The sequence below is a fragment of the Flavobacterium sp. UW10123 genome (genome assembly GCF_040538975.1).
Lineage (GTDB): Bacteria > Bacteroidota > Bacteroidia > Flavobacteriales > Flavobacteriaceae > Flavobacterium.
The window spans coordinates 1-21,333 of sequence record NZ_JBEWQE010000023.1 but is presented as its reverse complement, the minus strand read 5'-3'; the positions used below and the strand labels follow the sequence as shown (position 1 = coordinate 21,333).

At 33.8% G+C, this 21,333-nt stretch carries 18 protein-coding genes and 2 tRNA genes; 10 read left to right on the top strand and 10 right to left on the bottom strand.

Translation table 11 applies throughout. From position 1 onward, the window contains the following. Positions 1-100 precede the first annotated feature (100 nt). The 4 genes from ABXT06_RS21310 to serB all read left to right on the top strand — a co-directional run bounded on the left by ABXT06_RS21310 (position 101) and on the right by serB (position 2,865). Positions 101-511, top strand: a complete 411-nt coding sequence (locus ABXT06_RS21310) for a VOC family protein (RefSeq protein ID WP_354592547.1) — start codon at positions 101-103, stop codon at positions 509-511. 1 nt (position 512) lies between these two features. Then, complete coding sequence (locus ABXT06_RS21305; RefSeq protein ID WP_354592546.1) at positions 513-953, top strand: SRPBCC family protein; 441 nt, start codon at positions 513-515, stop codon at positions 951-953. 88 nt (positions 954-1,041) lie between these two features. Then, entirely contained in the window at positions 1,042-1,479 is a 438-nt protein-coding gene (locus tag ABXT06_RS21300; RefSeq protein WP_129748753.1) for a VOC family protein, read from the top strand. 156 nt (positions 1,480-1,635) lie between these two features. Then, positions 1,636-2,865, top strand: coding sequence for a phosphoserine phosphatase SerB (gene serB, locus ABXT06_RS21295; RefSeq protein WP_354592545.1), 1,230 nt, complete (start codon positions 1,636-1,638; stop codon positions 2,863-2,865). A 302-nt stretch (positions 2,866-3,167) separates the two neighbouring features. Here the strand turns inward: serB and ABXT06_RS21290 are convergent, their stop codons facing one another. The 3 genes from ABXT06_RS21290 to ABXT06_RS21280 are packed head-to-tail and all read right to left on the bottom strand — an operon-like array spanning position 3,168 to position 5,350. Beyond that, the gene (locus ABXT06_RS21290) at positions 3,168-3,569 is read right to left on the bottom strand and encodes a hypothetical protein (RefSeq protein ID WP_354592544.1); all 402 of its coding nucleotides are present in this window, start codon (positions 3,567-3,569) and stop codon (positions 3,168-3,170) included. 14 nt (positions 3,570-3,583) lie between these two features. Next, positions 3,584-3,826 (bottom strand): redox-active disulfide protein 2, encoded by a 243-nt coding sequence (locus ABXT06_RS21285; RefSeq protein WP_354592543.1) that lies wholly within the window; start codon positions 3,824-3,826, stop codon positions 3,584-3,586. Between the two features lie 12 nt (positions 3,827-3,838). After that, positions 3,839-5,350, bottom strand: coding sequence for a GH3 auxin-responsive promoter family protein (locus ABXT06_RS21280; RefSeq protein ID WP_354592542.1), 1,512 nt, complete (start codon positions 5,348-5,350; stop codon positions 3,839-3,841). A 240-nt stretch (positions 5,351-5,590) separates the two neighbouring features. Between ABXT06_RS21280 and ABXT06_RS21275 the strand changes: the two genes are divergently transcribed. Next, positions 5,591-6,385: a DUF2797 domain-containing protein gene (locus ABXT06_RS21275; protein ID WP_354592541.1), complete on the top strand. Its 795-nt coding sequence runs from the start codon at positions 5,591-5,593 to the stop codon at positions 6,383-6,385. 237 nt (positions 6,386-6,622) lie between these two features. Further along, positions 6,623-7,705, top strand: a complete 1,083-nt coding sequence (locus ABXT06_RS21270) for a glycosyltransferase family 9 protein (protein ID WP_354592540.1) — start codon at positions 6,623-6,625, stop codon at positions 7,703-7,705. A gap of 125 nt (positions 7,706-7,830) precedes the next feature. Here the strand turns inward: ABXT06_RS21270 and ABXT06_RS21265 are convergent, their stop codons facing one another. The 3 genes from ABXT06_RS21265 to sppA form a co-directional block, all read right to left on the bottom strand. Next, a complete protein-coding gene (locus tag ABXT06_RS21265; protein WP_354592539.1) occupies positions 7,831-10,437 on the bottom strand; it encodes an AsmA-like C-terminal region-containing protein in 2,607 nt (868 codons plus the stop codon). 173 nt (positions 10,438-10,610) lie between these two features. Then, the gene (locus tag ABXT06_RS21260; RefSeq protein ID WP_354592538.1) at positions 10,611-11,558 is read right to left on the bottom strand and encodes an alpha/beta hydrolase family protein; all 948 of its coding nucleotides are present in this window, start codon (positions 11,556-11,558) and stop codon (positions 10,611-10,613) included. A 13-nt stretch (positions 11,559-11,571) separates the two neighbouring features. Beyond that, positions 11,572-13,329, bottom strand: a complete 1,758-nt coding sequence (gene sppA, locus ABXT06_RS21255) for a signal peptide peptidase SppA (RefSeq protein WP_354592537.1) — start codon at positions 13,327-13,329, stop codon at positions 11,572-11,574. A 138-nt stretch (positions 13,330-13,467) separates the two neighbouring features. On the opposite strand from sppA, the gene folK reads away from it, so the two are divergent. Beyond that, positions 13,468-14,604, top strand: coding sequence for a 2-amino-4-hydroxy-6-hydroxymethyldihydropteridine diphosphokinase (folK, locus tag ABXT06_RS21250; RefSeq protein WP_354592536.1), 1,137 nt, complete (start codon positions 13,468-13,470; stop codon positions 14,602-14,604). Positions 14,605-14,606: 2 nt separating this feature from the next. On the opposite strand, the gene ABXT06_RS21245 is transcribed toward folK, so the two are convergent. The 4 genes from ABXT06_RS21245 to ABXT06_RS21230 form a co-directional block, all read right to left on the bottom strand. After that, positions 14,607-14,957 carry an MmcQ/YjbR family DNA-binding protein gene (locus ABXT06_RS21245; RefSeq protein WP_354592535.1) on the bottom strand — a complete coding sequence of 117 codons (351 nt, stop codon included), beginning with the start codon at positions 14,955-14,957 and terminating at the stop codon, positions 14,607-14,609. A gap of 2 nt (positions 14,958-14,959) precedes the next feature. After that, positions 14,960-17,143: an Ig-like domain-containing protein gene (locus tag ABXT06_RS21240; RefSeq protein WP_354592534.1), complete on the bottom strand. Its 2,184-nt coding sequence runs from the start codon at positions 17,141-17,143 to the stop codon at positions 14,960-14,962. A gap of 42 nt (positions 17,144-17,185) precedes the next feature. Next, entirely contained in the window at positions 17,186-17,722 is a 537-nt protein-coding gene (locus tag ABXT06_RS21235) for an RNA methyltransferase (protein ID WP_354592533.1), read from the bottom strand. Positions 17,723-17,797: 75 nt separating this feature from the next. Then, complete coding sequence (locus ABXT06_RS21230; protein ID WP_201998498.1) at positions 17,798-18,229, bottom strand: DUF1573 domain-containing protein; 432 nt, start codon at positions 18,227-18,229, stop codon at positions 17,798-17,800. 158 nt (positions 18,230-18,387) lie between these two features. Here ABXT06_RS21230 and mutS point away from each other — a divergent pair, with 158 nt between their 5' ends. The 3 genes from mutS (at position 18,388) to ABXT06_RS21215 (ending at position 21,328) form a co-directional block, all read left to right on the top strand. Beyond that, entirely contained in the window at positions 18,388-20,994 is a 2,607-nt protein-coding gene (gene mutS, locus ABXT06_RS21225; protein WP_354592532.1) for a DNA mismatch repair protein MutS, read from the top strand. 161 nt (positions 20,995-21,155) lie between these two features. Next, positions 21,156-21,228 (top strand) — tRNA-Gly (locus ABXT06_RS21220). Between the two features lie 14 nt (positions 21,229-21,242). Continuing rightward, positions 21,243-21,328: transfer RNA gene (locus ABXT06_RS21215), tRNA-Leu, on the top strand. Positions 21,329-21,333: the final 5 nt, after the last annotated feature.

Below are 21,333 nucleotides of genomic sequence, written 5' to 3'. Positions count from 1 at the left end.
TAACAAAGGTTCACAGATTACAAACTTAATTTAGCTTAGATTACTTATATGGTTTAAAAAAGAAGAAATAAATATCTAACCCAACAAAAAAAAACAAAAAATGACAAAACAAATATGGTTGAATCTTCCTGTAAAGGATGTGGCAAAAGCGAAAGACTTTTTCTGGAAAATTGGTTTTTCGTTTAATGAACAGCATGATACGCCAAGTTCGACGTGCATGGTTGTAGGTGAAGGACATTTTGTAATAATGCTTTTTGAAGAAATGCTTTTTTCAAGTTTTTCAAAGAACAGCATTACTGATACGAATTCAAGTTCGGAAGTCTTGATTTCGATTGATGCAGAAAGTAGGGAAGAAGTTGATGAATTAGCTGAAAAAGTCAAAGAAGCTGGCGGAGATGTTTTTGCTCCTCCTGCCGAAAGCCAAGGTTGGATGTACGGCTGTGGTTTTGCCGATTTGGACGGTCATCGTTGGAATGTTTTATTTATGGATTTTAGTAAATTACCAGATTAAGATGGAAAAATTAATGTTTGATATTGAGATAAAGGCTTCTAAAGAAAAGATTTGGAAAGTCTTATGGGATGATGAAACCTACAGAAAATGGACAAGCGTTTTTGCCGAAGGAAGTTATGCCGAATCGACTTGGAATGAAGGGGACAAAATTTATTTTTTAGGACCTGGCGGAGCAGATGGAATGAATAGTTTGATTGAGACCAAAATTCCGAATGAATATATGGCTTTTAAACATCTTGGCGAAATCAAAGATCATAAAGAAGTGCCACCAAATGCGGAAACTGAAAAATGGAGAGGTGCAATGGAAACTTACAAGCTAACTCAAAAAGGTGATGCTGTAGATCTTCATGTTGAGGTAGACGTAATCGAAAAACATATTGATTACTTCAAAGATGCCTTTCCAAAAGCCATAGAATTGATTAAAGAATTGTCTGAGAAGTAAGGCTAGAAGAAAGATAGTAGAAGAAAGATAATAGAATAAAGAGAATTTACAATTTACAATTGATAATTAACAATTAAAAAGAAATATCATGGCAACAGCAGTAAATCCATATTTAATGTTTAACGGAACTTGCGAAGCAGCATTTCTGTTTTATAAATCAGTTTTTGGAGGAGATTTTCCGTATATCGGAAAATTTAAAGATGCTCCAGCAGAAGAAGGCGAAGTCCTTTCTGAAGAAGCTCAGAATAGAATTATGCACGTATCTCTTCCAATCGGAAGCAGTATTTTAATGGGAAGCGACACGCACCCACGATACGGAGATGTCGGTTTTGGCGATAACTTTTCTGTTTCTGTTAACGCAGAAAGCAGAGAAGAGGCAGATAAAATCTTTAACGGACTCTCAGCGGGAGGAAAAGTAGAAATGCCGATGAATGACACTTTCTGGGGATCTTATTTTGGAATGTTTAAAGACAAATTCGGCATCAACTGGATGGTGAGTTTTGACAAAAATGAAGGCATGAAATAACATAAAAGTTACGTTATTTTAATAATAAAACAGAAATGTTAAATTACTTTGAAAAGCACATGAAAATGTGCTTTTTCTATTCAAAAAAACAAGGATTATTCTTTTTTATCAACGAGAGATTGCCGATTTTTGTCGCTTCATAATCAAGAAAGAAAAATGGCAGCAGAAGACAAAGAAATAATTTTATTAAAAGTTTCTGGACACGATAAAATTGGGGTTACAGCAGGATTAACAGCTGTATTGGCAGCATACGACGCTAATATTTTAGATATCGGACAAGCTGATATTCATGACACGCTTTCTTTAGGAATTTTGTTTGAAATTGCTGCAGGTTCTTCTTCAGCGCCAGTTTTAAAAGATCTTTTGTTTAAAGCATACGAATTGGAAATCAAAGTAAAATTTATTCCGATTTCTATTGAAGATTACGAAACGTGGGTAAAATCGCAATCTAAACAACGTTATATCATCAATATTTTGGGCGAAAAACTGGCGGCTTCACAATTGTCTGCAGTGACTCAAATATTGTCAGATCAAAATTTAAATATCGATTCTATTATCCGATTAACAGGAAGAACTTCTGTGGTTGAAAAAGAAGAATATCCGCGTTCTTGTATTCAGTTATCTGTAACGGGAGAAATTGTAAACAAGATCATCATGACTGCCAGTTTTATGGAAATCTCTAGAACGCTCAACGTTGATATCTCTTTCCAAGAAGATAATATTTACAGAAGAAACCGCCGCTTGGTTTGCTTCGATATGGATTCGACTTTAATTCAAACCGAAGTAATCGATGAATTGGCAGAATTGAATGGAGTAGGAGATCAAGTAAGAGCTATTACAGAATCGGCTATGAACGGTGAAATTGATTTCAACGAAAGTTTCAAAAAGCGTATGGCTCTTTTAGAAGGTTTGAGTGAAGAAGTTTTGCAAAACGTTGCTATTAATCTGCCAATAACACAGGGAGCGCATCGTTTGATGAAAGCCTTAAAATACTACGGTTATAAAACAGCAATTCTTTCAGGAGGATTTACCTATTTTGGAGAATATCTTCAAAAAGAATTAGGAATAGACTATGTTCACGCCAATCAATTAGAAATAAAAGATGGTAAACTGACAGGTAAATATATCGGCGATATTGTAGACGGCCAGAAAAAAGCGGAACATCTAAAAGCAATCGCCGAAAAAGAAGGAATTCATATTAATCAGACAATCGCGGTCGGAGATGGAGCAAACGATTTGCCAATGCTAAACTTAGCAGGTCTAGGGATTGCTTTCCACGCTAAACCAAAAGTAAAAGAAAGTGCTTCAACTTCGATCTCAAGTTTAGGTCTTGACGGTGTTTTATACTTATTAGGATATCACGATAGATATATCGATATGATGTAATTTACAATCTGTCACCCTGGGCGAAGTCGAAGGGCTTTCATCCAGAAGAGGCTTCGACTCCGCTCAGCCTGACAAGTAAATTCACCCATTTTTTGTTATCCCGAGGAACGAGGGATCTCCGCAAGTAGCTCGACAATCAAAATAAAAAACAAACCTCAGTCTTTACAATAAAAGGCTGAGGTTTTTTTATAGGGCATGTCCCTGCGGGTCGGGCTATCCGTTCCAATCTTTTTGTTTTTAAAGAAAAAACAAAAAGGATTTCCACTTCTATCCCTCATGCGGGTTTAGTGGGATTATTGGTTTTAAATTATATCAAAAGTAAAATTAACTTTAGTTTTAACGTGATATCCTTCATGCTCTCCACAAAGCCATTTTGGAGATTTCAGAAGCACATTTTTAAAGTCTTGTTTTGTTTTATTTTCAATATTGCTATTAAAAGCAACATCATTTATTGAGCCATCCATTTCAATAATAAAATTTATAGAAATTAGACCTTTAAAATTTTTTCCTGTTTTCGTCTTTTTGAAGTTCTCTAAAATATAGGTAGTAAATTTATCTTTGCCACCAGTAAATTCGGGTTTTACTTGAACTGTTTCAAAATCATAAAGTTTTCGTTGAATAGGGCTTAATGGTTGAGTCTCCTGTGAAGTTGATTTTTGAGCAAAAAAGATAAAAAATAAAAAGAATACTAGTTTTTTTGTCATGAAGAATAATGTTTTTACTTTCTAGATTCCAGTTCTCGTTTCATTTCCTTTAAATTCTTCAGATTCAAAAAAAGAATTGGCAACAAAGCAACAGGAATAACATTCATTGCGCTAAAGCCTTTCATAAAAACGATGAATACATTAAGAATGAACAGCATAAAAAGTACAACGCAAAAAATGGTATTTACGGTTTTTAATGTCTTCTGATTTTTAATCAGTTCTTCAGTGGTCATTTCGCTGAATTTTGTGTCTTTCATTTTATATTGTTTTTAGCACATTTCTTTCAATTGTTCCAAATAATCTCTCTGATTCGAAAGTCTCGGAATCTTATGCTGACCGCCAAGTTTATCTCTTTCTTTCAACCAATCATAAAAAAGATTCTCGCGGGCAACATTAATAACCAAAGGATTTAAAGTCATATTGTTGTAGCGTTTTGCTTCGTAGTCAGAATTTAGGGTCTGTAGAGTCTCGTCTAGAACTTTTTGGAAAAGACCAACATCGGCAGGATGTTTCTTAAATTCGATCATCCATTCGTGAGCGCCTTTTTCTTTATCATGCATAAAAATAGGAGCAACTGTATAATCGATAACTTCAGTTTGTGTTACCTGACAAGCTTTTGCAATCGCTTGATCGGTATTTTCGACCATTAACTCTTCTCCAAAAACATTAATATGATGTTTGGTTCTACCCGTTACTCTAATTCTATACGGATTTAAAGAAGTAAAACGAACCGTGTCGCCAATTAAATAACGCCACAAGCCAGAGTTTGTAGTAATAACGATGGCGTAATTTTTATTTAATTCAACATCAGCCAAGCGAACTACCTTTTGGTTTGGAGTTCCAAAAGTATCCATCGGAATAAATTCATAGAAAATTCCGTAATCCAGCATCAATAATAAATCACTCGAATTATTCAAATCCTGAATCGCAAAAAAGCCTTCAGAAGCATTGTATATTTCGTAATATCTAAAATCTTTGCTAGGCAAAAGTTTTTTATATTGTTCTCTATAAGGAGAAAAACTTACGCCTCCATGAAAGTAAACTTCAAGATTTGGCCAAAGCTCTAACAAACTTTGTTTCCCTGTGTTTTCAAGAACTTTATTCATTAAAACCAACATCCAAGATGGAACTCCTGCAAAACTGGTTACATTTTCATTTTTAGTTTCGTTGATAATGGCGGCAATTTTCGTTTCCCATTCGCTCATTAGCGAAGTTTTGCTACTTGGCGTACTGCTGAATTCAGCCCAAATAGGCATGTTTTCAATTAAAATTGCCGATAAATCTCCAAAGAAAGTATTGTTGTTTTCATAGATCTGAGAACTTCCGCCCAAGCGAAGACTTTTTCCTAAAAACAATTCAGAATCTTCATTGTTATTTAAATAAAGACATAAAAGATCTTTACTGCCTTTATAGTGGCAATCTTCTAAAGCTTCGTTACTTACAGGAATAAATTTACTCTTGGCATTTGTAGTCCCGCTTGATTTAGCAAACCATTTAATTGGACTTTCCCAAAAAACATTTTGTTCTCCCAAACGAGTACGTTCGATTAGCGGTTGTAATTCTTCATAAGTTGCAATTGGAACTCGTTCTGCAAAAGTCTGATAAGAGTTAATACTCGAAAACTCATATTTTTTTCCAATAACTGTATTTTCAGATGCCGTCAATAAGTTGTGCAATAATTCTTCCTGAACTTCATTCGGGTATTTTAAAAAAAGTTCTATTTGGTGAATCCTTTGTTTGAGGACCCAAGATGCAAACGAATTGATAATAGATAAAGGCATGAATCTGTTTTTTAGTTAACTGATTTTAGGTTTTAAATCTCACAATCTTTGTAAAACAAAAAACATAAAATTTGAATATCGAGAGACAAATAGTAACTTTGTCTTCATATCAAAAATAGTATTTTTTTGTAAAAAACAATTCTATTTGAAGTAAAGATTCTACCTAATAAGTCGAATTTTAACACAAAAAACTTTAAATCTTTTGATAATCTAATTCAGCAATTATAAATAAAAATACGAATGCAATATCAAGGCGTACTGACAAAAATGCAAACTGAACTTGGAAGTCCAATTCAGTATTATCTGGTTTTCGAAGATAGTTTCTTAAACGTGAATCAATTACTAGATAAAGAAATTGAAATCAATTTTGTAGGCTGTCAATGCTTGAATTGCGGTAAAAAGAAAAAAATATACCGACAAGGTTTTTGTTATGAGTGCTTTTATTCTAGTCCAGCTGTTGGAGATTGGATTATGAGGCCAGAATTGAGTACGGCGCATTTAGGAATTGCAGATAGAGATTTAGAATATGAATCTAAAGTTCAGCTACAGCCGCACATTGTATATTTGGCTTCGGCGTGCGAAATAAAAGTCGGTGTTACCCGTAAAACTCAGGTTCCAACACGATGGATCGATCAAGGCGCATCTCAAGCGATTGCAATTGTCGAAGTTCCAAACCGTTATCTGGCAGGAATAACAGAGGTAGCATTAAAAGATCATTACACAGATAAAACAAATTGGAGAAAAATGCTTCAAAATTCTGTTGAAACTTTTGACCTGATTGCAGAAAAAGCCAAAATAGAAAGTTTAATTCCTAATGAAGTTAGAGAGTATTTTTATGCTCAAAAAAATGATGTGTACGAGCTTCAATATCCTGTTTTAAGTTATCCTGCAAAAGTGAATAGTTTAAACTTAGATAAAACGCCTTCTTTTAGCGGAAAATTAACTGGAATTAAAGGCCAGTATTTGTTATTTGAAGGAGGAACAGTATTTAATATACGTGGTTCCGAAGGTTATGTTGTTACAATAGACGTCTAGATTTATTGGGAATTCGTCGATGGTTTTTGTGTAACTATCTATTAGTTTGTTAATTACGTAATAATTTATTGTAATTTTATATCAATTCCAAAGACAAAAAGATGTAAATATTAGTACATTTGATTACAATTTTGTAACAAATGCTTATTGGAAGAATTTACTTTTAGAAAATAAAAGGAGATAGATTTGACTCTGTCGCTAGTTCTAAAATTTATAATTTATAATTTATTCCATAAAATGAGTATTTTAAGCAAAATAAATGTACACAGACGTAGCATAATGCGCAATCTGACTAAGAATGTTGGTAAACTCAATATGCAGAACGATTTTATTTTGGTCGACAAAAGCGAAATCAAAAGAGTTCTCATTTGTAGGCCAAATGGAAGGTTAGGAAATCTTTTATTGATTACGCCACTTGTTCAGGAAGTGTCTGAAATGTTTCCAAATTGTAAAATTGATTTATTTGTAAAAGGCACATTGGCTCCGATTATTTTTGAGGAATACGATAGAGTCGACAAAATAATTCATTTGCCCAAAAAACCATTTAAAAGTTTGGTGGAATACTCAAAGGTTTGGATTTCATTAAAAAAAGCACAATATGATTTAGCTATAAATGTAGATCAAAACTCATCTTCTGGCCGATTGGCGGTTCAATTTTCAAATGCAAAATACAAGTTTTTTGGAGATTCTAGTGAAGAATCAGCGGGACAAAAAAAGGATTTTGAGCACATTGCAAAATACCCAGTCTATAATTTCCGAAATTATTTATCAAAACTTAGATTACGCACCAACAGCAATAAAATAATTGCTCCCTTAGATCTTAAGTTATCTGCTTCCGAAATTGCAGAAGGCAAAAAAATATTAAAAGAACTGACAAATAACGATAAAAAAACGATTTGCATTTTTACTTACGCAACAGGAACAAAATGCTTATCAGAAGAGTGGTGGGAAAAATTTTATTCTCAGCTTACTGTAGAATATAAAGATTATAACATTATTGAAATTCTGCCTGTAGAAAATGTATCCCAAATCGGATTTAAAGCGCCAACATTTTATAGTAAAGATATTCGCGAGATTGGATCTGTTATTGCAAATGCGGAATTGTTTATTGGTGCCGACAGCGGAATTATGCATTTATCGAGTGCGGCGCATACGCCAACTATTGGATTGTTTTCTGTTTCTAATCTGAAAAAATATGAACCTTATGATAATTGCAGTGTCGGAATAGATGTAAATCTCTACACAAAAAAACAATACAAAAAAACGATAAATTCAATTTTGAATAACGGTAGATTGAATGGTTTGTCTAAAGCAATATAAAAACAAAAAATCCTGTTCGAAAGAACAGGATTTTTTGTTTTTAAGATTCTAAGGTGCTGAGGTTCTAGGTTTTTTAGCTTTGAGAAACTTAGAAACTTAGCATCTTAGGACCTTAGTCCCTTTTATCACGGATTCTTTTTCTTAAATAATCCGTTTAATAAATCACTTGCTTTTTTAGTTACTTCTTGAGTTTTCTGCTCTTTTTCAGTTTTAGCAGCCTGAGTTGTATCTTTAGCTTTAGTATTTTTGTTTATTAGATCAGTAAGTGCAGAAGTTCCTTTTTGAGTCAGCTTTTCTTTTTGCTGATTTACCAATTGTGTCGTTAAATTGTTCACAGCAGTTTTCATATCGGTACTGATTTTAGGATTTGAAAAATTCCCAGTCAAAGAAGCATTGATTGGAATATTATCCAGTTTTGCAGCATCTGCAGGAGACATTTTTGCAATTAAATTATTAGCCTCAGCTCCTAAGTATTTGGCTGGAACGTCAAATTTTAGATTGTAATTCATCGTTTGATCGAAACCATGAGTTCCTCCAACAGTTACTTTAATATCTTGGTATTTAATATCAAAAGGCTTAACATTTACTTTTCCGTTATCGAAAGTTAATGCCGCTTTGATATCATTTAGGTTTACTTTATTTAAATCGATGAACTTAACATTTGAACTTAATGCTGTAAGCAAAGTAGAATTTTTTGAATTTACTGTAGTAGATAGTAATTGGCCAATTAAATCTCCTGAAATTGATTTAAGGTCTGGAGTCAATTCTTTTGCATCCAAATTACCATTTAACTTGATAGTCGAATTTAGTTTTCCGTTAATGATTCCGGCAATAGGCGCAATCTTTTTCATCATTTCCAATTGCGTAAAAGTCTGTGCAATATCAACTTGATTAAAGCCTAAGTTCATATCAAAAGTTGGCACTTTTTCTTTTGTAGAAACAGCTCCATTAAGACCAATCTGTCCTCCGAAAATATTTGTTTTAAAGTTTTCAAGAGTTGCTTTTTCATCTTTAATAAGCAATTTTCCAGAAACGTCTTTTAGTTTCAGATTGTCATATAAAACCGTTGTTGCTTTTGCATTTAGTGTACAATTCAAGAAAGCAGGTATCTTCATTGCATCAGCAGGTTTTGCTGGAGTTTTGCTTTCTTCTTTTGCAGGTTCGCCAGCAGTCATGAAATCATCAACAGCCAATTGGTTTGAGCTCATATTGAAGTTTCCTTTCAATTCTTGTTTCTTAAACATAAAACCATAGAAATTCTCTAAAACACCGTTAATGCTGATATCACTTTTTCCGGTCGTAGCATCAAACTGTTTTAAATTTATTCTGCTTGGATTAAATTCAACCATCGCTGTACTGATGTTCATCGACTTATTGTTTTCGTCAGTATACTTAAATCCTGATAAACTCATAGTTCCAGCATTTTTGATGTTTTGGTATTGGCTTTTTTCTACAGAAGCCATATCAAAATTAGTGGTAACGTCTGCTTTTAAAATACCTGCCAAAGGTTTATCCATTTTAATTGGATACGCTTTTGATAGATTAGCTAGGTTGATTGTCCCTTTTAAAGCTGCGTCAACAATTGGATTTACAGTTATGTTTTTAATATTAGCTTTAGCGTTAAAAACATCCTGATCAATTCTAAAAGATAACTTATCTAGGTTCACATAAGTATCATTTAAAATTCCTGTCTCATTAATGATTTTCGTATCAATTACAATATTTTGAACCGATTTCGGAAGGTTTGGATATTGGAAAGAAGCGTTGTTTGATGCAATTTCGATGTTGAATTTTGGAACTGTTGTATCGGTAAGTTCTCCTTTTGCAAAACCATTTACGGTAAAATCTCCAGTAGTTTTTACGCCATCTAAACCAGCAGCATAAGCCGAAGGAATTAATCCCAAGAAATTGGTAAAAGATGAAGTAGGGGTTTTAAACTTTAAATCGTAAATCTGAGCTTTCTCTGCCATTTGAATGAATCCATCAAATTCTAATGGCAATTGATTAATTAGAGCTTTGTTTTCTTTGAAAGTATATTTGCTCTTTTCTAAATCAATTCCAAGAACTGCATCTAGCGTTAGTTTCACATTTTTCATGTAATTAATTTTATCCATGTCCAATGAAACTTTTGCTGTAGACTTTGTAGTTAAATCAAGTTTTAAATTGGTAAAATCTCCAGTTCCTTCGTGGTTTAAACTGTCAATTACCATTTTAATTTTGGAACCTTGATCGATGTATCTAAAAGTAAAATTCTCAATTTTATAGTTTTGAATTTTCAATGCAAGAGGTTTGCTTGCTTCGTCTTTGGTATTTTCTTCTTTTTTGTCTTTTAGAGCAATATCAAAGTTTCCGACACCATCTTTATTGAAAATAATGTTTACTAAACCGTTAGTAGAACTAATTCCCTGAATACTTAAAGGCTCTTCTTTTCCTTTGAAAAGCTCTTTAATACTCATTTTTAAATTCAATTCTCCCAGCGAAACCAAAGTATCGCCTTCAAAAGGAGCTTTGTTAATGATGACTAATTTTTCGATTCCAACTGTTGCATTTGGAAAATTCTTAAATAAACTTAAATCGGCATCTGTAAAACTTACTTTGGCATCAACACTTTCGTTAATGGCTTCGACGATTTTGGACTTAATCTGGTCTTTAAATAAAAACGGAATGGCAAATAATGCAGCAACAAATACCACAAGAACTATGGCACTTATTTTTAAAACTTTTTTTAGCATATAAATAGATTTGAGGGTTTACATTTTAAAATCGACTCCTGCAAAAATAGTTTTTTTTACTAGAGTTTAAAGATAAAGTTTTCTTAATTATGTAAGAAATTTATTAAAATTGTTAAATAAAAAAATCCGTTGAGAACTATTTTCAAAACGGATTTTTTAGGGTGTTTATTTTATTATTTCTGAATAAATGAAACTATTTTTTCAATTAAGACTTCAGACATAGGAAGTGTTTCATTATTATAGCTAGCCATATTATCTTCCTGATTGGCATCAACAATTTTCATAACATGGTTCATTTTGTCAATAATCTGCAAGTCTGCATTTTTATTGGCTTGCTTTAAATTTTCTGCATCTTTTACAGCAATCTGAATATCATTATTCCCCTGTACTATTAAAACAGGAATGGTAAGCTTTTGTATTTCGGTCTGTGGATTGTATTTAAACCAAGAAATTAAATAAGGTTGAATACTTGGTCTGAAAAGCGAATTTAGCATTGGGTCTACTTTTTTTACCTCAAATCCGTTTTTTAAACTATCTATAATTGGATAAGTCATATCATTGAGTTGTTTCATTGATCTGGCACCAATTTGCGTTTTTAATATCTGATCTGCCGGTTCGCCCGCTCCTGCAATCGAAATAAATTTATCTGCTTTTCCACTAGCAACCATTCCAATCAAAGAACCTTCGCTGTGACCAATTATAATTATTTTAGAAAAACGTTTATCCTGTTTTAAGTAATTGATCCAGCTTTTAGCATCTTGAATATAATTTTCAAAAACCAAACTGCTTTCAGATCCTCCAGCAGCTTTACTTTCTCCAATTGCCCTTTTATCGTAACGTAAAGATGCAATTCCGTTTTTTGCCAGAGCTTCTGCCAGCATTTTTAACGAATTGTTTTTCATCATCGGATTATTTCCGTTTCTGTCCGTTGGGCCAGAACCAGCAATAATTAAAGCAACTGGGAATTTTTTAGTCAAGTCGGGTGTTGTCAGCGTACCAAAAATCTGATCGTTATTTATTTTTAAAATCGCTGGTGTTTCCTTAAACGTGATTTCTTTTTTGGTTTGGGCGTTTAAGAAACTCCAAAACAAAACCGTTAGAAAAAGAATTACTTTATTCATCTTTTAATCCGAATTAATAAATATTGATTCCGTAAGGCAAAATTGCTTGTACTCCTTTTTGTTTTTGAAATTTCTTTACTTGTTCAATAAGAAGATAGTTTTCTTCTCCGATTTCTTCTTTAATGAAAGCTTCTTTTGATTTTGCAAAAGGAAGATTACCTAAAAGATCGTTTAAGGTTTTTTCGTATTCAGGATAATTTTGGGTACTGTAATTTTTTACTTTAGCGATTCTTGCCGCTTCAGCAATTGCATCATCCAATCCGCCTATTTTATCTACTAAACCAATTTTTAAAGCTTCGGTTCCAGACCAGACTCTTCCTTGTGCAATAGAGTCAACTTGTGCAAAAGTCATTTTACGACCTTCGGCAACATGGCTTACAAAGGTGTTGTAGATTTTTTCAACTCCTTCTAAAGTAAAGGCTTTAAATTTCTCATCGACAGGTAAAAATGGACTGTAATTTGCAGAATTTTCATGTGTTTTAACTTGCTCAGAATTGATTCCTAATTTATTAGCCAATGGACTAAAGTTTGGCAACATTCCGAAAACTCCAATAGATCCTGTAATGGTATTGTTTTCTGCAAAGATTTTATTGGCGTTGCAGGCAATATAATAACCACCAGAAGCAGCATAATTACCCATAGAAACTACAACTGGTTTAACTTTCTTTGTAATTTCGATTTCTCTCCAAATTAGATCAGAAGTTAGAGCACTTCCACCTGGGCTGTCAATTCTAAGGACGATTGCTTTAACATCTTCATTTTTTCTTGCTTCTTGCAAAGAGCGTCTCATTGAGCCTTCGCCAATAGTATTTACATCTCCCTCGCCACTTCCAATTTCGCCTTGAGCGTAAATAATAGCAATCTGATCTGTTGCAGTATTAGCTAAAGCCGTTGTTACGTGATTTTGAGTATAATCTGAGATTGAAATTTTGTTGTAATCTTCGTCTTTTTCTACTTTTAAAGCTTTTCTAATCGCATCATGATAAACATCTTCGTAAGCAACAATATCAACCAAATGCTGTTGTTTGGCCATTTCTGGGGTTCTTGCCAAAAGTCCGTTTGCAATTTCGTTTAGTTTAGGAAGAGGAATATTTCTGCTTTTTGAAATATCAGCTGAAACAGTTGCCCAAATAGAGTTCAAAAGTGCAGTGATTTGTTCTCTATTGGCATCACTCATTTTATTTTCTAAGAAAGGTTCAACGGCGCTTTTGTATTTTCCATGACGAATCACTTCCATGTGGATTCCAGATTTATCTTGAAAATCTTTGAAGAACATAATTTCAGAAGAAAGACCTTTAAAATCAAGATCTCCAGCAGGATTTAAATAAATTGTGTTGGCAACAGAATTTAAATAGTATTCTTTTTGCGAATAAGTGTTGGCATAAGCCCAGACAAATTTCCCAGATTTTTTAAAGCTTTCGAGAGCATTTCTTAAATCTTTATATTGAGCAAGACCAAGAGAAGATTCATCATTTAAGATTGAAATACCTTTAATATTATCGTCTGTTTTTGCGGCTTCAATTGCATTGATAACATCTGTCAAACCAATGCCTTTTTTGTCTGAAAAGACAGTTACCCAAGGGTCTTTGTATTTTCCTGCGTAGTCGTTTTTAATTTCTTTTAAATTCAATTCGATAACAGAATCTGATTTAACAGAAACACTGTCGTCTCCACCAAAAATGGCTCCGATAAAGATTACTCCAAAAAAGAAGAGCATAATAAATACAAAAATACCAATTACTGTGGCAATTACATTTCCTAAAAACTTCATGTGTATATTTTTTTAATAAGTAGCGAAAAAGGGCAAAATGTTACAAATTAGACATCTAAATTTATGATTGGATTTGAGACGTCGTTTCACAAATATATTGGTTAATTCTAAAATAGTTTTAGTTAATTTGCATTAATTATGAAATTACAGCATCAAGTCGTTTTATCGATAGGCAGCAACCAAGGCAGCAGACTAGAAAACATTCAGAAATGTATTGATTTGATACATCAAAATGTGGGGACTGTTATACAGGTTTCAAAACTTTACGAAACACCTGCTTGGGGATTTGAGAGTGATGCTTTTTATAATTGTGCGCTTCTTTTGCATACCTATTCATCTGCACAAAAAATATTGAATCAGATTTTAAAAGTCGAAAAAGAACTGGGAAGAATCCGCTTGAATCAAGAAGGATATCAGTCTAGAATTATTGATGTTGATTTGATTGCTTTTGACGCAGAAATAATTGATACAGAAAAACTTCAGGTTCCGCACCCATTAATGCAAAATAGAAATTTTGTTTTACTTCCAATGCAAGATTTAAAGTTAAATTGGAAACATCCGATTTTACAGAAAACAATTTCTGAACTAATCGCAATTACTCCAGATGATAGTGTATGTACAGTTGTTCAGGATTTGAAAAGTCCGATTAGCGGAATTCTAATAAATCACTTTAATTATGTTGCTTTTGAAGGGAATATAGGAGCAGGAAAAACCACTCTTGTGCATAAAATCGCAGAAGATTTTAATGGGAAAACAGTTTTAGAAAGATTCGCCGATAATCCGTTTCTTCCAAAGTTTTACAAAGATCAAAGCCGATATGCGTTTCCTTTAGAAATGTCTTTTTTAGCCGATCGCTATCAGCAGTTAGCCGATGATTTGGCGCAATTTGATTTATTTAAAGATTTTATAGTTGCAGATTATCATATTTTTAAATCGCTGATTTTCGCAAAAATAACGCTTGCTGAAGACGAATATCGTTTGTACAGAAATCTATTTGATATCATTTACAAAGAAATGCCAAAGCCAGATTTGTACATTTATCTCTATCAAAATACAGATCGTCTTCTTCAAAATATCAAAAAACGCGGACGGGTTTATGAACAGAATATTGAAGCTGCATATTTAGAAAAAATCAATAATGGTTATTTGGAATATATAAAGTCCCAGACCGATTTGAATGTTTTAATCATTGATGTTTCGGATCGTGATTTTGTGAAAAAACACGAAGACTACCTTTATATATTAAATGAAATAAAGAAAAAAACAGCTTCTTAATTTTAGATTATTCCGAGTTGTTTTCTAAGTTTTGCTGATAGTTTTTCTTGAACAAGGCGATAAGACTGCTGAATATATTTTTCCCATTCTGATTTTTTCATTCGATTAATATCATCAATTAAAACCCATTTATATTTGGCTACATAAGGTGCTGGTTTAAATCCGGGTTTATTGCTCATTTCTTCAAATTCTTCATCCAAAACTTTAAATGAAGCCGATGTAGGATTTTGGTCAAGTCCAACAGCACAATACATTTTCGTGCCTACTGAAAATACAAGATCGTGTTCCCATTTTATATCTTCGGTCGTTCCAGTCAGTTTTTGACAGATTTCTCGAATGGTTTCTATATTCATAATTATCTTTTTAATGTAAAATGTCCTCTTAAAACCGGCATTGAATCATCTACTTTTAAAGCATACCAATAATCAGATGCAGGAAGCGGAACTTGATTTAAAGTGCCATCCCAGCTCATTTTGAAACGGCTTAACTGCGCGACTAATTTTCCGTATCGATCAAAAATCGTAACTACAGCCTGAGGATAATTTTCCATTCCGGTTACTTCCCAGATGTCGTTGTATGTATCATTGTTAGGGGTAAAAAATGGAGGAAAAACCAATACAACAAATTGTTTTTCAGCTTCACCGCAGCGGTTTTTTTCTCGTGCATAAGCAGTTTGTAATCCGCCAGGGACATCGTAAAAAACAGTTGAATCTTGGTAGTAGACACCATCAACAGAATACTCAAAATAATCTTCTTCTTTTACAGGATAAATGATGACTCTTGTTCCTTCAACATCAACACGTGCAATTTGAGGAATCATATGTTCTTCAACCATAATTGTTTTTGTGCTAGAACAGCCTTCTGGACTTGTTATAAGTACAGTATATTTGCCTCCTTTGCTAACCGTAATTTGTTGTGTAGCTTCATTGGCATTTGACCATAAGTAACTCATTCCAGAAATTCCTGCGTCTAATGTAATAGACTTAAACTGGCACAAAGGCAAGGATTCATCTGTAACTGCTGGAGGCGTATTAATTACAATGTTTACAGGAGTTCTAGTTGGACTTATGCATCCATTATTTGATGCCTCGACATAGTAGGTTGTATTAGAAGAAATTATTGGAGTTGTAAAAGTTGCCCCCTGAAAAACAATTGTTTGATCTGTTGCCGAATTAAACCAGTTTATAGTTCCGATATTTGAAGTTGCTTTAATCGTTAAAGATCCAGGACCGCAATTAGTATAAGTTTCTTGTTCTGCAATAGGAATTGCAGGAATTGCATTGACAGTTGCTTTTACTGATTTTCGGTTGGACTCGCAGCCAGCATCAACATAATAAGTTGTTGTTGCAGTTATTGGTGACGTAGTATAAGCAGATCCTGTTGCCAATAAATTTCCTCCAACAGCGGCATCAAACCATCTAATTGTTGCTCCAGCAGTTGCAGTTGCATTAAAGGTAAAGCTTCCCGAATCGCAAACTGGAGTTGGATAAATAGCTGGAGTTACTACAGGAATAGTAATTTTAGTGCTCGCCGCAATTTGCAACGCAGGTTCTCCAGGCATTCCGCCATATTCGACAATATATCCTTTTGGCTGATAAGCATCTCCAGGTGTAAGTGATCCTGTATTTGATAAGTCATTCCAAGAACCTCTTATTCCAATGCCTGGCTGTGTAATGTGAGCATAATCTTCATCACCTTGTTGGTTAGGTTCTCCTGTGTTCCAAAAAGCATAATTTGGTGTTGAGCCATTTGCATTGCCATTCCAAAAAATAGTTCCGGTTTCTGGGCCTGTAACCCATTTCCAAATACCTTCAGTTTCAGCATCGCTACCTCCAATCCATCCAGTTCCAGAAGCTTGCTCACCGATTAATTTTGCTTCATCAGCAGATAATATAGTAGCTAAGTATCCTTGGAGGCCATAATAGGAGCGGGTTGCCGCTGCATCTTTCGCTGTTGTCCATGTTATTCCGATACTTGGAACATATTCGTAATAATGCTGTGTAGATGGCAAATAATTTGCTTTACCCATTGTTATAGAAAATGTCCTGATTCCAGAAGCTGTTGCAGAAGAATTTGTAAAGACAACATCTTTAATAGCAGGAACAAATTCAGAATATAAAACATCAGTTCCTGTTGGGCTAGATAATGTAAGTTTTCCAGCTGTAGCATCCCAACTTGTAGTAATAGTTGGGTGTAAAGTTGGATTTAAAAGTTCTAGTTTATCAAAACCACTTGAATATCCTGAAGAAATTTGAATATAAATAGCTTCGGTTCCTGTTTCTGAGAGATCATGATCAATTCTAAAGTCGGTTACAATGTTAATTGATGTCTGTGGACAATAAAATTGGTCCCCCTGCGCAATAAGTTTTGGAGGATCAATTACGAAACTACTTTTCTTTTGTATTTTTGAATGTATGCTAGGTTTTGAGAAGTGTGTATTCTTTTTGTTAAAAGTTTTTATGTTTTCATTTGCATTAGAAAAATTAAAACTTAAAACGGAAAATAAAAAAGAAAAGAGTGCTAATTTGATATTCTTCATTCGCTAAAAATATCAATTAATTGAGAATAAAAAAATAAATTTTTATTCAGGCCAGTTTATTTTTTGAAATAAATCCCAAACCACAATTCCAGCGCTTACAGAAATATTAAGAGAGTGTTTTGTTCCCAGCTGAGGAATTTCAATGCATCCGTCACAGATTGCAACAGCTTCTTGTGAAACGCCATAAACTTCATTTCCAAAAACCAAAGCATATTTCTGGTTCTTTTCAATTTTGAAATCTTGAAGAAAAATCGCACTTTCAACTTGCTCAATAGCCATAGTCAAAACATTTTCTTTTTTTAGATTTTCAATCACTTCCAAAACATTCTCATGATGTTCCCAAGCAACAGTTTCGGTTGCGCCAAGAGCGGTTTTATGAATTTCTTTGTTTGGAGGAGTTGCAGTAATACCGCATAAAATTATTTTTTCGATCAAAAACGCATCAGCTGTTCTAAAAACAGAACCAATATTATGAAGACTTCGAATATCGTCTAAAACTAATATTAAAGGAGTTTTCTCCGATTTTTTAAAATCTTCAATAGATTTACGGTCTAGTTCGCTATTTTCGAGTTTTCTCATTGTTTTTGAATTGTAGTCATAAAAAAAGCTTCCAAAGATAAGGAAGCTTTTTCATTATTTTAAATGTTTTTCAGATTAGCTTTTTACTGGATCTGGTAAAACAGTACCTTTAATAGTAAGGATTTTTGTTGGTTGTCCTTCTGCATTAGAAGTAACAGTTACCGTTTTTGTAAAAGCACCAACTCTGTCAGTAGCATATTTTACACCAATAATACCTTTAGCCCCTGGAGCGATTGGTTCTTTTGGAGTAGTTGGAACAGTACATCCGCAAGATCCTGTAGTGTTAGTAATGATTAATGGTTTAGTTCCATTGTTAACAAAAACAAATTCACGTTTTCCATCAGCATTGTGAGCGATAGTTCCGTAGTCAATAGTTTCAGTTTCGAAAAGCATTCCTGCTCCTTCAACTTTAGCAACTTTAGTAGCTTTAGCTTTTTTAGTTGTTTGTGCATTTGTAGCCGTGATACCAGCAACAGCCAACATAGCGAATAAAATTATTTTTTTCATCTTTAAGGGTCTTTTTTTAAATGATAAACAAAGCTATGTAAAAAACTTAAATCAGGAACTAAAAAAATCTTAAAATATTTTAATTTTTGAAGCTTTCAATATTCTTTCAAAAAATCATAAATTCGCTGTCTTAATTTTTTCATTTAAAATATAATAATTTGGCAGCTAAAGAGAAAGTGGTGAAAGAAACACCTTTAATGAAACAGTACAACGAAATCAAGGCTAAATATCCTGATGCATGTCTGCTTTTCAGAGTAGGAGATTTTTATGAAACCTTTGGAGAAGACGCCATTAGAGCTTCTAAAATTTTAGGAATAACATTAACTAAAAGAGGAGCAGGGTCTGATACTGAGACAGCGCTGGCTGGGTTTCCGCATCATTCTGTAAATACTTATTTGCCAAAACTGGTAAAAGCTGGACTTCGTGTAGCGATCTGCGATCAGCTGGAAGATCCAAAAATGACAAAGACCATTGTAAAAAGAGGTGTAACGGAGCTAGTAACACCAGGAGTTTCTTTGAATGATGAAGTTTTACAGTCAAAATCCAACAACTTCTTAGCATCTGTTTATTTTGCTAATAAAAATATCGGAATTTCATTTTTAGATGTTTCTACAGGAGAGTTTTTGACGGCTCAGGGAAATGCAGAATACATCGATAAATTATTGCAGAACTTTAATCCAAGTGAGGTTTTAGTTCCAAAGAATAATAAAAATGATTTCAAAACTGCTTTTGGAGAAGATTTTCATAGTTTTTACTTAGAAGATTGGATCTATAAAGAAGATTATGCTTTAGAAACCCTGACAAAGCATTTTCATACCAATTCCCTAAAAGGATTTGGTATTGAAGAATTAAAAGAAGGAATTATCGCTTCTGGGGCAATTTTATACTATTTATCAGAAACACAGCACAATCGTGTGCAGCATATTACGGCGATTCAGCGTATTGCAGAAGATGCATATGTTTGGATGGATCGCTTTACGATTAGAAATTTAGAATTGTATCACAGCTATAATCCGAACGCAGTTACGCTTTTGGATGTTGTCGATAAAACGCTTTCTCCAATGGGAGGACGTTTATTGAAAAGATGGCTTGCGTTGCCTCTTAAAGATGCGAACAAAGTAAAAAGCCGTCATGAAGTTGTAGCGTATTTGAAATCAAATCCTGAAATTCTGCATAATATTCAATATCAGATTAAACAGATTTCAGATTTAGAACGTTTAATTTCTAAAATTGCCGCAGGAAAAGTTTCGCCAAGAGAAATAGTGTATTTAAAGGAATCTTTGGATGCCATTATTCCAATTAAAACTCTTGCATTGGAAAGTCCACAGGAAGCTGTGAAAGTAATCGGAGATAGTTTGCATGCTTGTGATTTGCTTCGCGAAAAAATCAAAACTACCTTAAATCAAGATGCTCCTGTTGCCATTTCAAAAGGAAATGCTATTGCGAGTGGGATTAATGAAGAACTGGATGAACTTCGCGCGATTTCAACTTCTGGAAAAGAATTTTTAGAAGGAATTGAGAAAAGGGAATCTGAAAGAACAGGAATTTCTTCACTGAAAATTTCTTTTAATAATGTTTTTGGATATTATATTGAAGTTAGAAATACCCATAAAGATAAAGTTCCGGAAGAATGGATTCGTAAACAGACTTTGGTAAATGCAGAGCGTTATATTACTGAAGAATTGAAAGAGTACGAAACTAAAATTTTAGGAGCGGAAGAGAAAATATATAAAATAGAAAGCGAGCTTTTTGAGCAATTAGTAGCTTGGATTTCTACTTACATCAAACCTGTTCAAATGAATGCGTATTTGGTTGCGCAGCTAGATTGTTTATGTTCGTTTACACAAATGGCTGTAGAAAATCAATATGTACAGCCTGAAATCGATGAGACTTTTGAATTGGATATCAAAAACGGAAGACACCCTGTAATCGAAAAGCAATTGCCTGTCGGTACGCCATACATTGCCAATGATGTTTTCTTAGATAGAGAAACGCAACAGATTATCATGATTACCGGACCTAACATGTCAGGTAAGTCGGCTATTTTGAGGCAAACTGCTCTAATTGTGCTTCTGGCTCAAATGGGAAGTTTTGTTCCTGCTGATAGTGTTAGAATGGGAATTGTAGATAAGATTTTTACTAGAGTAGGAGCTTCAGATAATATTTCGATGGGTGAATCTACTTTTATGGTAGAAATGAATGAGACAGCTTCAATTTTGAATAACCTATCAGATAGAAGTTTGGTACTGCTGGATGAGATTGGAAGAGGAACAAGTACTTACGATGGAATCTCGATTGCTTGGGCAATTGCGGAATTCTTGCACGAACATCCAGGAAGAGCAAAAACACTTTTTGCAACGCATTATCATGAGCTGAATGAAATGACGGAATCGATGCCGAGAATTCAGAATTTCAATGTCGCTGTAAAAGAATTAAAAGACACAGTTCTTTTTGTTAGAAAGCTGGTAAAAGGAGGAAGCGCGCATAGTTTTGGAATTCACGTGGCAAAAATGGCCGGAATGCCTCAGCTGGTTATTTCGAAAGCTCAAAAGCTTTTAAAGAAATTAGAAAAGAATCATTCAAGCGATGCTTTAAACGGAATAAAATCGGCAAATGAAGAAATGCAGATGAGTTTCTTTAATCTTGATGATCCTTTGCTGGAGGAAATAAAAGAAGAGATTCTGAATCTCGATATTAATGCAATTACACCAGTAGAAGCGTTGATGAAACTGAATGAGATCAAAAGAATGCTGGTTAAAAAATAAAATCCAAAATTTTTTCAAATTTAAACTTTAGGTTATCAGAACGTTATAAAATAAGTGGATTTTTTTTTGAAAAAACGCTTGTGTAATTGAATAAATGTCCTAAATTTGCACTCGCAATACGAAACAAAACAAGTGTTGCAGTTCTTAATAAATTTGAAAATGCGAAAATAGCTCAGTTGGTAGAGCGCGACCTTGCCAAGGTCGAGGTCGCGGGTTCGAGCCCCGTTTTTCGCTCAAAACCATACAATGCTCGGATGGTGAAATTGGTAGACACGCTGGACTTAAAATCCAGTGAACAGCAATGTTCGTGCGGGTTCAAGTCCCGCTCTGAGTACTAAA